13 protein-coding genes are annotated in these 13,585 nt (G+C 43.2%); 11 read left to right on the top strand and 2 right to left on the bottom strand.

Annotated features, from left to right (window positions below; translation table 11 throughout):
* Window positions 1–43: 43 nt before the first annotated feature.
* A complete protein-coding gene (locus CJ263_RS08635; protein WP_094999174.1) occupies window positions 44–2,659 on the top strand; it encodes a M14 family metallopeptidase in 2,616 nt (871 codons plus the stop codon).
* Between the two features lie 61 nt (window positions 2,660–2,720).
* Here CJ263_RS08635 and CJ263_RS08640 read toward each other — a convergent pair whose 3' ends face one another.
* Window positions 2,721–3,458 (bottom strand): sulfite exporter TauE/SafE family protein, encoded by a 738-nt coding sequence (locus CJ263_RS08640; RefSeq protein WP_094996897.1) that lies wholly within the window; start codon window positions 3,456–3,458, stop codon window positions 2,721–2,723.
* 89 nt (window positions 3,459–3,547) lie between these two features.
* On the opposite strand from CJ263_RS08640, the gene CJ263_RS08645 reads away from it, so the two are divergent.
* The 3 genes from CJ263_RS08645 (at window position 3,548) to CJ263_RS08655 (ending at window position 7,090) form a co-directional block, all read left to right on the top strand.
* Complete coding sequence (locus tag CJ263_RS08645) at window positions 3,548–5,359, top strand: sodium:solute symporter family protein (RefSeq protein WP_094996898.1); 1,812 nt, start codon at window positions 3,548–3,550, stop codon at window positions 5,357–5,359.
* 10 nt (window positions 5,360–5,369) lie between these two features.
* Window positions 5,370–6,455, top strand: a complete 1,086-nt coding sequence (locus CJ263_RS08650; protein ID WP_094996899.1) for an acyltransferase family protein — start codon at window positions 5,370–5,372, stop codon at window positions 6,453–6,455.
* Between the two features lie 251 nt (window positions 6,456–6,706).
* Window positions 6,707–7,090 carry an endonuclease domain-containing protein gene (locus CJ263_RS08655; protein WP_229702394.1) on the top strand — a complete coding sequence of 128 codons (384 nt, stop codon included), beginning with the start codon at window positions 6,707–6,709 and terminating at the stop codon, window positions 7,088–7,090.
* An 83-nt stretch (window positions 7,091–7,173) separates the two neighbouring features.
* Here the strand turns inward: CJ263_RS08655 and CJ263_RS08660 are convergent, their stop codons facing one another.
* Complete coding sequence (locus CJ263_RS08660; protein ID WP_094996901.1) at window positions 7,174–7,758, bottom strand: riboflavin synthase; 585 nt, start codon at window positions 7,756–7,758, stop codon at window positions 7,174–7,176.
* Between the two features lie 59 nt (window positions 7,759–7,817).
* Here CJ263_RS08660 and pdxA point away from each other — a divergent pair, with 59 nt between their 5' ends.
* The 7 genes from pdxA (at window position 7,818) to CJ263_RS08695 (ending at window position 13,585) form a co-directional block, all read left to right on the top strand.
* Complete coding sequence (pdxA, locus tag CJ263_RS08665; protein WP_094996902.1) at window positions 7,818–8,864, top strand: 4-hydroxythreonine-4-phosphate dehydrogenase PdxA; 1,047 nt, start codon at window positions 7,818–7,820, stop codon at window positions 8,862–8,864.
* 126 nt (window positions 8,865–8,990) lie between these two features.
* Window positions 8,991–9,521 carry a YceD family protein gene (locus CJ263_RS08670; protein WP_094996903.1) on the top strand — a complete coding sequence of 177 codons (531 nt, stop codon included), beginning with the start codon at window positions 8,991–8,993 and terminating at the stop codon, window positions 9,519–9,521.
* Window positions 9,522–9,529: 8 nt separating this feature from the next.
* Window positions 9,530–9,727, top strand: a complete 198-nt coding sequence (gene rpmF / locus CJ263_RS08675) for a 50S ribosomal protein L32 (RefSeq protein WP_094996904.1) — start codon at window positions 9,530–9,532, stop codon at window positions 9,725–9,727.
* Between the two features lie 237 nt (window positions 9,728–9,964).
* The gene (locus CJ263_RS08680) at window positions 9,965–10,957 is read left to right on the top strand and encodes a beta-ketoacyl-ACP synthase III (protein WP_094996905.1); all 993 of its coding nucleotides are present in this window, start codon (window positions 9,965–9,967) and stop codon (window positions 10,955–10,957) included.
* A gap of 32 nt (window positions 10,958–10,989) precedes the next feature.
* Window positions 10,990–11,484, top strand: a complete 495-nt coding sequence (gene accB / locus CJ263_RS08685) for an acetyl-CoA carboxylase biotin carboxyl carrier protein (protein ID WP_094996906.1) — start codon at window positions 10,990–10,992, stop codon at window positions 11,482–11,484.
* Between the two features lie 82 nt (window positions 11,485–11,566).
* Window positions 11,567–12,919, top strand: coding sequence for an acetyl-CoA carboxylase biotin carboxylase subunit (gene accC / locus CJ263_RS08690; RefSeq protein WP_094996907.1), 1,353 nt, complete (start codon window positions 11,567–11,569; stop codon window positions 12,917–12,919).
* A gap of 357 nt (window positions 12,920–13,276) precedes the next feature.
* Window positions 13,277–13,585 (top strand): helix-turn-helix domain-containing protein, encoded by a 309-nt coding sequence (locus CJ263_RS08695; protein ID WP_094996908.1) that lies wholly within the window; start codon window positions 13,277–13,279, stop codon window positions 13,583–13,585.

The raw sequence follows: 13,585 nt of genomic DNA on the forward strand, positions 1-13,585 counted from the left end.
AGGAATGCTTAAATTCCTGACTCAAAATCAAACTAATTCAAAAATGACTTCAAAAATTAACGGATACGTGGTCAAGTTACTGACCGTAGTATTAACGATGTCATGCGTTTTTCAGACCATGGCACAGCAAGTTCCCTCTCCCAAGGATGTCTACGGTTTCCGGGTTGGGGATGATTACAAACTAGCCGATTATGCACAAATTGAGGATTATCTGGGTAAGTTGGCCGCTGCTTCCAACCGTGTCCAGATCAAGGAGATAGGAACGACCGTTCTTGGACGCAAGATGTATGTCCTCTTTATTTCAAGCGAAGAAAACTTGGCGAATCTGGATAAGTGGAAAGATATAAGTACCAAATTGGCCCGTGTTCAGGTTTCGGACGAGGAGGCCTTACAACTTTCGGAAGAAGGAAAAGCAATTGTATGGGTGGATGGAGGCATGCACTCTACGGAGTTGGCCCACGGACAAATGACTTCCGAGCTTGCCTATACCTTGGCTACTTCGGAAACCACCGAAATGAAAAGAATTCGCGATAATGTCATTACTATTTTGATGCCTGTAATGAATCCGGACGGATTGGACATTGTTGTGGATTGGTATAAAAAGAATATGGGTACTGCGTATGAGACCTCTCGTCCGCCTATTTTATATCATTATTACATGGGGCACGACAATAATCGGGATTGGTTCATGAACACCATGCCCGAAACCTATAACGTGACCAAAATACTTTATAATGAATGGTATCCACAGATTGTGTACAACCACCATCAATCTTCCCCGGCATGGACCAAGATTTCGATTCCGCCCTATGCGGACCCGGTTAACCCAAAGATTCATCCAGCAGTAACCGCTGGGGTAAGTGAGGTAGGTTCGGCCATGTCCAAAAGATTCTCATTGGAGAACATGCCAGGCGCCATAGCCGATAATTTCTATACCATGTTCTGGAACGGTGGGGGGCGAACCGTCCCCTATTACCATAATATGATAGGTATCCTTACGGAAACAGGACATACAACACCAACCCCTAGGTTTTATGACCCAGAAAAATTACCAAAAACCGTTGCAGGGGGAACTCCAACGGATGGTACGGATATTATGTACGCAGATCCTTGGAAAGGTGGGGAGTCGCACTTTAGGGATGCTGTGGATTATATGCTGACGGCTACTTGGGCGACCTTGGATCTTGCCGCTGACCGTAAGAGCAACTATTTGTACAATATTTACAAAATGGGAGCTTCGGCCATTGAAAAGGCCAAAACCGAAGGACCCTTTGCCTATGTGATAGGAAAGGATCAATGGGACACTTTTGAGGCGGTCAACCTTGTCAACGTGTTACTTAAAGGCGGTATTGAAATTGAAAAAGCAACGAAAAGCTTTACTATCGGCGACAAGAAATATGAAAAGGGGTCATATATCATTTATGGAGGGCAAGCTTTTAGACCCTATTTGATGGACCTTTTGGAAAAACAAAACTACCCAACACGTTTTCAATATCCAGGAGGACCACCGGATACTCCGTACGATTTAGCGGGTTGGACCTTGCCCATGCAGATGGGAGTTGCCGTAGACAAAATAAAAGAGTCGTTTGATGTTTCCACTGAGAAGGTGGCAATAGCTGCAGAATATTACGATGGAGATGTAATGGGTAAAGCATCCTTCGGATATGCTTTAAGTGCTAATAGCAACGCATCCGTACTTGCCACTAACAAGGTTTTGAAGGCTGGAGGCACCGCGTACAAAACCAAGGAGTCGCTAAAAGTTGGAAAAACCACGTTACCTGCAGGGTCCTATATTGTTTCCGGAGGTACGGTCTCTGTGGAGGATTTGGCGGATAAGTATGGATTGGAATTCTTTGGACTTTCTGATAAACCAGAAATTGAATTGACCAAAGTACACCTGCCAAAAGTAGGCCTTTATAAATCTTGGGTTTCCAATATGGATGAAGGTTGGACACGTTTTGTAATGGACGAATATGAATTTGCCATGGACACGTTACACGATAGAGATATCCAAACCAAGGATTTATCGGAGTACGATGCCTTGATCATTCCAGCACAACGGCCTAGTTCTATTTTACACGGACATTCCAATTTGGATATGCCAGAAAAATTTACTGGCGGTATTGGATTGGAAGGTACCGTGGCCCTTAGTAAATACGTGAAAAATGGAGGAACTTTATTGACCTTTGATGACGCAAGTAATTACATAATCGAACAATTTGGATTACCCCTTAGGGATGCAACTCAGGGTGCCGATAGTAAGGATTTCTTCATTCCCGGTTCCTTAATTAAAACGGGTATAGATACCACCAATCCATTAGCGTTTGGAATGCAGGATACGGTAGCGGTATCCTTTAATAGGAGTCGCGCATTTACAATCGACAAGCAGAGTAAAAAAGGAGAAGGCGGTGTTGAGGATATAAAGGATGCCCCAACTCCAGAAGTGGAGGTTATTGCCACCTACGCCCCTAAAAATTTATTGATGAGCGGATGGGCCATGGGCGAGGATAAATACATTGCTAAAAAACCGGCTATGGTCAAAGCAGGTTATGGGAAAGGATCCGTAATCCTCTTTGCTTTTAGACCTCAGTTTAGGGCGCAACCCCGGGGTACCTACAAGCTCATATTCAATGCTCTATATGAAGGTGCTTCTGAATAACGGAATAAAAGATTAAGAAGAATAAATGGACCCACCTGTTGTAAGGTGGGTCTTTTTTTTATTATCCCATCATGATCAACAATGCACCTAAGGCCGTAAGAACCAAAATCATCTTCCTAAAAAACTCCTCATTAATTAATTTAATGATACGAATGCCGACGAAGAAGCCCAAGAAAATGCCGGGCAACAATTTTAAGTTGAGCACTAAGGATTCCCAAGTAATGGTCTCCCAAACAAAGAAGTGAAAAGGAAGCTTTAAAACATTTATTATTAGAAATAACCAAGCTGCAGTTCCAATAAAATGATTCTTGGGTAATCGCATGGCTAAAAAGTAAATATTGGAAAAGGCCCCCGCTAAATTTCCCACCATGGTTGTAATCCCTGCAAGTGTACCTATGGAGCTGGAAAATGCCCAATGTGTGGGTACGGTCTTTTCCTTTTTTCGGTCCCACCAATACATCATAAGAACGGTGATGATGATGATAATGGCCATTCCTATCCTAAAAAGTGACTCTGGAAGATCTTTTCCTATGAAAACCCCAATGACCAGTCCAAGGACCATCCAAGGCAATACCTTAAAAACATAATTCCACTGCGTATGTCGGTTGTAGTAGATAACGGCAAAAATATCTGCCAAAATGAGGAGTGGAACTACCATGCCCGTGGATTCCTTGGCCCCAAAGGCCAAAGCCATGAATGTCACGTTGATAACCGCAATCCCCTTTATTCCTGCCTTGGACATTCCGATCACAAATGCGGCCAACGTGGCCAAAATCCAAGACGTTAAAGAAATTTCCATGGCTCAAAGGTAAGAAGCCCAAGGTTTTGGACAAATGACAAAAGTATTTTAAAATATTATATCTTTAGAAGCTAACTAACAACCAAATTATGGAATTAAGCACCCTCGACTACAGTTTTATAGTGGTCTTTTTCTCAATCGTTTTAGGAATAGGAATTTATGTTTCAAAGAAATCAGGAAAAGATTCTTCGGAGTTTTTCCTTTCGGGAAGAACCATGCCTTGGTGGTTATTGGGCCTTTCCATGGTGGCGACCACTTTTTCCACCGACACTCCCAATTTGGTTACCGACATCGTCCGGACCAATGGTGTTTCGGGAAACTGGGTGTGGTGGTGTTTTTTGATTACAGGAATGCTAACGGTTTTTGTCTATGCAAAGCTATGGCGTAAATCCAATGTAAATACCGATTTGGAATTTTATGAAATGCGATATGGAGGCAAACCAGCGAGCTTTTTACGAAAGTTTAGGGCCATTTACCTGGGGGCCTTGTTCAATATCATTACCATGGCTTCGGTGACTCTGGCTGCTATTAAAATAGGAGGGATTATGTTGGGCCTAGAACCTTGGGAAACCGTTGTTGGCGCAGGTCTTATCACCGTAATTTTCAGCGCCCTTGGAGGTTTTAAGGGTGTGGTCTATACCGATTTTCTCCTGTTCTTTGTGGCCATGTCCGGCGCTATAGGAGCGGCCTACTATCTGGTCAATATTCCAGAGGTTGGAGGAATTGCAGCCTTAATGGAAAATGAAAATGTTACCAGCAAGCTTAATATCCTGCCGGATTTTGACAATACCGAAGTATTGATCACCCTTTTCATCATTCCAATTGCGGTACAATGGTGGAGCTCTTGGTATCCTGGGGCGGAACCTGGCGGAGGTGGTTATATCGCACAGCGTATGTTGGCGGCCAAGGACGAAAATCATGCCATAGGGGCCACCTTCTTTTTCAATATCATGCATTATGCCTTGCGCCCATGGCCATGGATTTTGGTGGCGTTGGCCTCCTTGGTCGTATACCCTGATATTGCAAGCATCGCTGAGGCTTTTCCCAACGTCGCGGAGAACAAACTGGGACATGATCTTGCATACTCCGCAATGCTCACCAAACTTCCTAGTGGTCTTCTAGGAGTAGTCTTGGCTTCTTTGATTGCTGCTTACATGAGTACGATATCTACACAATTGAACTGGGGTTCATCCTATATTGTTTTTGACTTTTATAAAAGGCAGATTAATCCGGATGCTACAGAAAAGCAAATGGTAGCCGTTGGGCGTATTTCTACGGTTGTACTAATGGTTGTAAGTGCACTTTTTGCCTTAACGCTTCAGAACGCTTTTGAGGTATTTGACCTTTTGATTCAGTTTGGTGCCGGTACCGGACTCGTATTTATCCTTCGTTGGTTTTGGTGGCGTATCAATGCGTGGAGCGAGATTACCGCCATGTTCGCATCAGGAATTTTGGTCATTTTGTTGGCCAAGACAGAGTTGGGTACGATGTTATTCGCACCAGAAACGGGAATATTCCCGGAGTGGGCCAATTATCCATTTATTGTGGTAGTAACTACCGCCATTTGGCTTTTGGCAACGTTTATGACGTCTCCGGAATCGGATGAGACCCTACGTTCCTTTTATAAGAAGATACAACCGGGAGGTCCAGGTTGGAAGAAAGTGGTTGATCAATCCGAAGCGGATAACGAACAAATTGTAAAAGCAGGTGAAAGATGGAGCGTGCCGCAAGGGGTGACGGCCATGTTGTTGGGCATCGCCTTAATATATTCCATTATGTTCGCTACCGGATATTGGATCTATGGCAGAACGACCAATGCCCTAATATTATCTGGTGTTGCGTTGGTTACTGGATTCCTTTTGATAAAGGCATGGAATAGAATGAAAGACAATATCCTTTAAACCGGAAAAAATGAAAAATAGAATTCTTTCGGTAGATATTTTTAGGGGAGCAACTATTTTATTGATGGTATTGGTGAATACTCCTGGAACGTGGTCCAATGTATATGCTCCATTTCTACATGCCCAATGGCACGGCTATACCCCAACCGATTTAGTATTTCCCTTCTTTCTGTTTATCGTAGGAACCTCCATTGTTTTTTCCTACCGGAACAAGGAAGTCAATACCGATACCTATAAGAAAATCATCGTCCGGACCTTAAAGCTCATTGGCCTGGGATTGTTTCTTGGGGCCTTCATAATCAAATTTCCATTTTTTAAGGCCTGGGAGAACATCCGTTTTCCTGGTGTACTACAGCGTATCGGGGTGGTTTTTTTCTTCGCCTCCATACTGTTCATCAATTTTAAGTGGAAGACTTTATTGGGTATTGCAATTGCTTTATTGATCGGCTATTGGTTAATGATGACCTTGATACCCGTTGAGGGTATTGCATCCACATTGGAAAGGGCGCCCAATAATTTTGCCAATTGGTTGGACGTAAAGGTTTTTGGTTCGCATAATTATAAACCGGATTATGATCCAGAGGGACTTTTGAGCACTATTCCCTCCATTGTAAGTTCATTATTGGGAATCTTTACGGGGCTGATCCTCGTTTCCAAGCAGGAGAAAAAGGCCACAATATTGATGGGGATAGGCGGGAGCTTTCTGATTATTGGCCATTTATGGGATTTGGTTTTCCCAATCAACAAAGCCTTATGGACAAGTAGTTTTGTATTGGTGACCGCTGGATGGGCCAATTTGATTTTGGCCTTGATCTATTACCTAACCGACGTGAAGCAAATCAAGTTCGGGAGTATTTTCAGATATGCCGGGGCCAATGCCATTATCATTTATTTTTTATCGAGTTTTATTTCTAAGCTCATGGGCCAAATACGGGTAGGCGAAACCTCCCTTCATGGATATCTGTTTCAAAAAATTTACGTCCATGATGCTATTTCCCTAGAAATGTCATCGCTGCTATACGGACTTACCGTTGTAGCCTTTTATGCCTTTTTGGGATATGTCCTGTACCAAAGGAAGATTTTTATTAAGGTATAGCCCTATTGGGTTTTTGGGTTTACTTGCTAATATGAATGCGGAATTTTTAGCCTCAATCTTTCCGTCATACTGAGCCCTAATAGCGGAATCACATCACTGTTGAAAGTCAAGGATTGGTTTTAATAAATTGTGAAAAGGATATAAACGATTAAAGATTATTCCCCCCTTGAGGGGGGTAAGGGGGGTGTAAATAATAGAGGAAAGATTACATGACACCTCTAAGGTGGCCTCAATGGGACAAAATTAAATGCGTGCAAAACAAAATAATTCCATATAACCCAAAATTAAAGGAACTGGCAAGGCAGTTGAGAAAAAACAGCACCTTGTCAGAGGTATTGTTGTGGCAAAAGATAAAGAATAGGGCGTTTGGGGTACAGTTTCACAGGCAAGTACCCTTATTGGAATATATCGTGGATTTTTATTGTCACGAACTAATGCTAGCCATTGAAGTTGATGGTAATAGCCATGAAAATAAATTTATAGAAGACCAAAAGCGACAGTTAAAACTAGAAGAGCAAGGAGTTCGTTTTTTGAGAGTAACGGATATAGAAATAAAAAAGGAAATGTTCAGTGTATTGTTAAAGATTGAAGAAACCGTTTATGAAATAAAAAAAGTTAAACGCGAACACCCCTGAAGTCCCCTCAAGGGGACAGTGCCACTCATTTTTTAAGGGCTTATTGACAGTATTCAAAGTGTATAAAAAACTAATTTTATCCTTTAACGCTGCATCAACTTGGCCACATACTTGCCAATCACATCAAATTCTAGGTTCACAACTGTACCTGCTTTGTAAGTATTAAAACGGGTGTGTTCGTAGGTGTAGGGAATAATCGCTACATCGAAAGTATTTTTTCCTGAAGTAACTACGGTAAGACTAGTGCCATCAATGGTGATAGAACCTTTTTCAATGGTCGGGTTTCCGGTAGCATGGTCATATTCAAAAGAAAAAATCCAACTTCCGTTTTCCTCTTTAACACTCGTGCAGATACCGGTTTGGTCCACATGCCCTTGAACAATATGGCCGTCCAACCGGGACCCCATAATCATAGCGCGCTCCAAATTAACCGAATCGCCCACTTTTAAGGTACCCAAATTCGTTTTTTTCAAGGTTTCGGAAATGGCAGTGACCGTATAGGCATCCCCGGAGATGCCCACCACCGTTAAACAGACCCCGTTATGGGCAACACTTTGATCTATTTGGAGTTCAGAGGTAATGCTGCTCTGTATCGTTAAATCCAGGTTGCCACCCTTGGTTTCCAATTGCGTAACGGTGCCTAATGTTTCGATGATTCCCGTGAACATGTGTCGTTTTATTTAAGTAATTTTGAAGTTTAAAATTGGCTTACAAAGATACAGATATAATGGAGGAAAAGGGGAATATTAAGTTGGGTATATCCATTGGCGATTTAAATGGTATTGGTTGCGAAGTGGCACTGAAGACTTTTGAGGACGTTCGTATGTTCGACTTTTGTACGCCGGTCATTTTTGCGTCCAACAAAACCATTTCCGGGCAGCAAAAGGCGTTGGGAATTTCCATTCCGTTCAACGGTGTCCACGAGGCATCGAAGGCGGTAGATGGAAAATTGAACATCGTGAATGTATGGAAGCAGGTGCCCAACATACAATTTGGTGAAGCGACCAGGGAAGCGGGAGATTTTGCCCTACAATCCCTAAAGGCAGCGGTGGCGGCCTTAAAAAATGGGGATATCGATGTGCTGGTGACGGCGCCCATCAATAAAAACAATATACAGTCCGATGACTTTAAGTTTCCCGGCCATACCGATTATCTAGCTCAGGAACTGGAAGGGGAAAGCCTTATGTTTATGGTTACTGATGGATTAAAGGTAGGGCTCTTGACCGACCATGTCGCCGTTAAGGATGTATCTTCGGCCATTATTCCAAGATTGGTGCGGGATAAGGTGAACACCATTGAAAAATCCCTCAAAATGGATTTTGGTATCCGTAAACCTAAAATTGCCTTATTGGGAATAAACCCCCACAGTGGCGACAATGGGGTTATTGGTAAGGAGGACGATGAGGTGCTGAAACCGGTCATCCAGGAAATGACCAACAACGGGCATTTGGTTTTTGGGCCCTATTCCGCGGACAGTTTTTTTGGCTCGGACAATTATAAAAATTTTGATGCCGTTTTGGCCGCCTATCATGACCAGGGGTTGATTCCGTTCAAGACCTTGTCCTTTGGGCAGGGAGTCAATTTTACGGCAGGCCTGGACAAGGTAAGGACCTCACCGGATCACGGTACCGCCTACGAGATTGCGGGTAAGGGCCAAGCAGACCACAGCTCCTTTAAAGAGGCCGTATTTATGGCGATAAAGATATTCAGGAACAGAACGGAGTATTTGGAGCTTACGGAAAACGTGCTAAAGAAGCAGCGTGTAAAGCGCTAATGCCCATTTTTTAAGGCGAAAAAAGATATCAAGATAAATAGTTGATAACTATTGCCGATTATCAAAATAATAGTATCTTTGCACCCGCCTTTTAAGGTAATGATTTAATATTAAGAGTTGTACGTGATGAAGCAAAAGGAGTTTAATATTCCTTTTTCAGGATTGAAACAGGGAAAGCACGACTTTAAGTATGAAATCGATAACAAGTTCTTTGAATCTTTTGGTTACGACGAATTTAACGAGGTAGATGCAACATTATCCATAGTGTTGACCAAGACAAGTACCATGTTGGAGCTTGACTTTGAGGCATCGGGTAGTGTAAACGTGGATTGCGATATTACCAGTGAACCCTACGATCAACCCATTGAGGGCGATTTGCATTTGGTGGTAAAGTTTGGGGATGAGTACAATGACGATGACGATGAAATTCTCATTTTGCCCCACGGGGAACATCAGATCAATGTGGCACAGTATATCTACGAAATGATTATTTTGGCGGTACCCCAAAAAAGGGTGCATCCAGGTATCGAGGACGGGACGTTAAAATCAGAGGCCTTGGAAAGACTTCAAGCGCTTCAACCAAAGGACAAGAAAAACAATAATGACGAAAGTGACCCCAGGTGGGACGAATTAAAAAAACTATTAACGGATAAATAAGGTTACAAATGGCACATCCTAAAAGAAAAATTTCCAAAACTAGGAGAGACAAAAGAAGAACACATTACAAAGCGGTTGCACCTACATTGGCTACAGATTCTACCACTGGAGAAATGCATTTGTACCACAGAGCTCACTGGCACGAAGGTAAACTATATTACAGAGGTCAGGTTTTGGTTGATAAGACTGAAGACGTAGAAGCTTAATCTGTTTCTAAAAGACATATATGACTCCCACTTCGAAAGAAGCGGGAGTTTTTTTTAGCTAAAAAACTACATCATTCTTTATGCGACAGATAAAGAGGGTATTAAGAAACGATTCCGTTTAAAAAGACTATTTTTTTCAAAAACAGGTTGTTTTGACACAAAAAGTCGACGAAAATCACTAATTTTCACAACTTTTGACGTGTTTTTGAAAGTTTTTCACACGAAAGCAATTAAAATATGACCAAAATTACGGCAGCAATAACCGCTGTGGGAGGCTATGTTCCCCAATTTGTCCTCACCAATAAAATGTTGGAAGAAATGGTAGATACCAATGACGAGTGGATTACTACCAGAACAGGAATCAAGGAACGTAGGGTATTAAAAAAAGAAGAAGGGGAAGGATCTTCCTATTTGGCGATACAGGCCGCCAAGCAATTGATGGAAAAAAGAAATCTAGATCCTTTGGAAATAGATTTGGTTATTGTAGCAACGGCAACGCCTGACAGTATGGTGGCATCAACGGCTGCCTTTGTGGCTTCGCAAATAGGTGCGGTAAACGCTTTTGCCTATGACCTGTTGGCAGCATGTTCCAGCTTTTTGTTCGGGATGTCCACGGCAGCCAGTTATATTGAATCGGGACGATATAAAAAGGTCTTGTTGATCGGTGCGGATAAAATGTCATCCATTATAGATTATACAGATCGTACCACGTGTATTATCTTTGGGGATGGTGCCGGTGCCGTTTTGTTCGAACCCAATACCGAAGGTTTGGGTTTGCAGGATGAATATCTAAGGGCAGATGGCGGAGGCCGTCAGTTTTTAGGGATGGAAGGGGGAGGTTCCCTAATGCCCGCAACGGAGCAGACCGTAAAGGACAAAAAACATTTTATATTTCAGGATGGGAAGACCGTGTTCAAGTTTGCGGTCTCCAATATGGCCGATGTTGCGGAACGCATCATGAAGAGAAACAACCTTAGCGATACCGATGTATCCTGGTTGGTACCGCATCAGGCCAATAAACGTATCATCGACGCAACCGCAAATAGAATGGGCCTGGATCAATCCAAGGTGCTCATGAACATTCAACGGTACGGGAATACCACTTCGGCTACCCTGCCCTTGTTGCTAAGCGATTACGAGGACAAATTGAAAAAAGGAGATAATCTAGTTTTTGCCGCCTTTGGAGGCGGATTTACATGGGGGTCCATTTATTTAAAGTGGGCCTATTAATTAGGAAGACCAACTAATATTAATTTATTCTTATGGATATTAAAGAAATTCAAAGCCTTATTAAGTTCGTAGCCAAATCTGGAGCTAGTGAAGTAAAATTGGAGACGGATGATATCAAGATCACCATCCGTACAGGTAGCTCAGGTAGTGGCGAGACTACCTTTGTACAATCTATTCCCATGGCCCAAGCGCCCGTGACACCTGCGGCCGCTCCAGTACAGCAAGAGGCACCTGCTGCCCCTGCGGCACCGGCCAAGGAAGCGGACAATAAAGAGGACGATTCCAAATACATCACGATCAAGTCACCGATCATTGGAACCTTCTACAGAAAGCCATCTCCGGACAAGCCTGCTTTTGTAGAGGTGGGCGACAAAATCGCTGCCGGGGACGTACTTTGTGTGATCGAAGCCATGAAGTTGTTCAACGATATCGAATCTGAAGTATCAGGTACCATTGTAAAGGTATTGGTGGACGATTCCTCACCTGTGGAGTTCGATCAACCACTCTTCTTAGTAGACCCATCATAAGGTTAAACCGCAAGCACCAAATCCCAAACTCCAAGAATGCTTTTTGGAATTTGGAATTTGACGTTTGGAATTCGAAACTGTTATGTTTAAAAAAATATTGATTGCAAATAGGGGCGAGATTGCTTTGCGCGTTATCCGTACCTGCAAGGAAATGGGAATTAAAACGGTAGCGGTCTATAGTAAGGCCGATGAGGAAAGTCTTCACGTCCGTTTTGCCGACGAGGCCGTTTGTATAGGTCCCGCACCCAGTAGCGAGTCCTATTTAAAGATACCTAACATCATTGCGGCGGCCGAAATCACCAATGCGGACGCCATTCACCCGGGATATGGTTTCCTTTCGGAAAACTCCAAGTTCTCCAAGATATGTGCGGAGCACGATATTAAGTTCATTGGAGCATCCGCGGAGCAGATAGACCGAATGGGCGACAAGGCCACGGCCAAGGCGACCATGAAGGCAGCGGGGGTTCCCTGTGTGCCCGGATCTGAAGGCTTGTTGAAGGATTTGGCCGATGCCAAGAAGACCGCCAAGAAAATGGGCTATCCCGTTATGATCAAGGCTACTGCCGGTGGTGGTGGTAAAGGAATGCGGGCCGTTTGGAGCGAGGATGAAATGCAGGCCCACTTTGAAAGTGCGGTAAAAGAGGCCACGGCAGCCTTTGGCAATGGAGGTATGTATATGGAAAAACTCATCGAGGAGCCCAGGCATATTGAAATCCAAGTGGTGGGTGACCAATACGGAAAAGCCTGTCACCTGTCCGAGCGTGACTGTTCCGTACAGCGTCGCCATCAAAAATTAACGGAGGAAACCCCATCCCCTTTTATGACGGACAAACTCCGTGACGAGATGGGAAAAGCGGCCGTAAAGGCAGCGGAATACATAAAATACGAAGGTGCCGGTACGGTAGAGTTTTTGGTGGACAAACACAGAAAATTCTACTTCATGGAGATGAACACCCGTATCCAGGTAGAGCACCCCATAACGGAACAGGTAATCGATTACGATTTGATTCGTGAGCAGATTTTGGTAGCGGCCGGGGTACCTATTTCCGGTAAGAACTATATCCCAAAGTTACACTCCATTGAGTGTAGGATTAATGCGGAAGACCCCTATAACAATTTTAGGCCTTCCCCAGGGAAAATTACGACCTTGCATACCCCAGGTGGGCATGGTGTTCGTATGGATACTCACGTATATAGCGGCTACAGCATACCGCCCAACTATGATTCCATGATTGCCAAGCTGATTACCACGGCACAGACGCGGGAAGAAGCAATCAATAAGATGAAAAGGGCCTTGGACGAATTTGTGATCGAGGGCATAAAGACCACGATACCCTTCCACAGACAGTTGATGGACCATCCAGATTATTTGGCGGGGAACTATACCACCGCCTTTATGAACGATTTTAAGATGGATCCCCCAAAGGAAAATTAAAATAAGAAAAACTCCAACAGCAATGTTGGAGTTTTTTTTTGAACCTTTTGGACGTTGAGCGGAGTCGAAACGACAAAAAAGGTCTAATAGAAGCTTGCCTTGAGTACCCTGTCCCGAGAAGCTTGCCCGAGCGTGTTCCCTGAGTAGCTTGTCCCGAGCGCAGCCGAGGGAAAGTCGAAGGGGAGACGAGGGATAGCTGAAGGAAGCCGAAATGCCTTTGGCTTGGAAGCAACAACGATAAATAAATTTCCGCAAAGCAAAATCAAAAACTTACAAATAATAAACTTAATGAAATTATTTGCTTGCCGAAATTTGACAGATTATATTTGACACTTATTGTCAAGTTAAAATCTTCAAATGGAAACAATCGGACAAATTTTACGAAATAAAAGACAAGAGCTTGGACTGCTATTAAGACAAGTCTCTGCTTATGTCGATATTGACCAAGCCATTTTGAGCAAAATTGAGCGAAACGAACGAAAACCTACTAAAGAAATGTTAGAAAAACTAGCTGAAATTTTAAAACTCGATAAAGATGAGCTTTTAGTTCAATATATCAGTGACAAAATTGCATACGAAATAGCAGATGAAGACTGTGCCAGCAAAGCTCTAAAAGTTGCGGAAAAGAAAATCAAATATTTAAAATCACAACCAGTCCAGAACTAA

It is taken from the genome of Maribacter cobaltidurans, assembly GCF_002269385.1.
Taxonomy (GTDB): domain Bacteria; phylum Bacteroidota; class Bacteroidia; order Flavobacteriales; family Flavobacteriaceae; genus Maribacter; species Maribacter cobaltidurans.

Excerpts from the sequence above, each read along its gene's own strand:
- CJ263_RS08635 (WP_094999174.1), top strand. The coding sequence starts at position 44 with ATGACTTCAAAAATTAACGGATACGTGGTCAAGTTACTGACCGTAGTA.
- CJ263_RS08640 (WP_094996897.1), bottom strand. The coding sequence starts at position 3,458 with ATGGAAATTTCTTTAACGTCTTGGATTTTGGCCACGTTGGCCGCATTT.
- CJ263_RS08645 (WP_094996898.1), top strand. The coding sequence starts at position 3,548 with ATGGAATTAAGCACCCTCGACTACAGTTTTATAGTGGTCTTTTTCTCA.
- CJ263_RS08650 (WP_094996899.1), top strand. The coding sequence starts at position 5,370 with ATGAAAAATAGAATTCTTTCGGTAGATATTTTTAGGGGAGCAACTATT.
- CJ263_RS08660 (WP_094996901.1), bottom strand. The coding sequence starts at position 7,758 with ATGTTCACGGGAATCATCGAAACATTAGGCACCGTTACGCAATTGGAA.
- pdxA (WP_094996902.1), top strand. The coding sequence starts at position 7,818 with ATGGAGGAAAAGGGGAATATTAAGTTGGGTATATCCATTGGCGATTTA.
- CJ263_RS08670 (WP_094996903.1), top strand. The coding sequence starts at position 8,991 with ATGAAGCAAAAGGAGTTTAATATTCCTTTTTCAGGATTGAAACAGGGA.
- rpmF (WP_094996904.1), top strand. The coding sequence starts at position 9,530 with ATGGCACATCCTAAAAGAAAAATTTCCAAAACTAGGAGAGACAAAAGA.
- CJ263_RS08680 (WP_094996905.1), top strand. The coding sequence starts at position 9,965 with ATGACCAAAATTACGGCAGCAATAACCGCTGTGGGAGGCTATGTTCCC.
- accB (WP_094996906.1), top strand. The coding sequence starts at position 10,990 with ATGGATATTAAAGAAATTCAAAGCCTTATTAAGTTCGTAGCCAAATCT.
- accC (WP_094996907.1), top strand. The coding sequence starts at position 11,567 with ATGTTTAAAAAAATATTGATTGCAAATAGGGGCGAGATTGCTTTGCGC.
- CJ263_RS08695 (WP_094996908.1), top strand. The coding sequence starts at position 13,277 with ATGGAAACAATCGGACAAATTTTACGAAATAAAAGACAAGAGCTTGGA.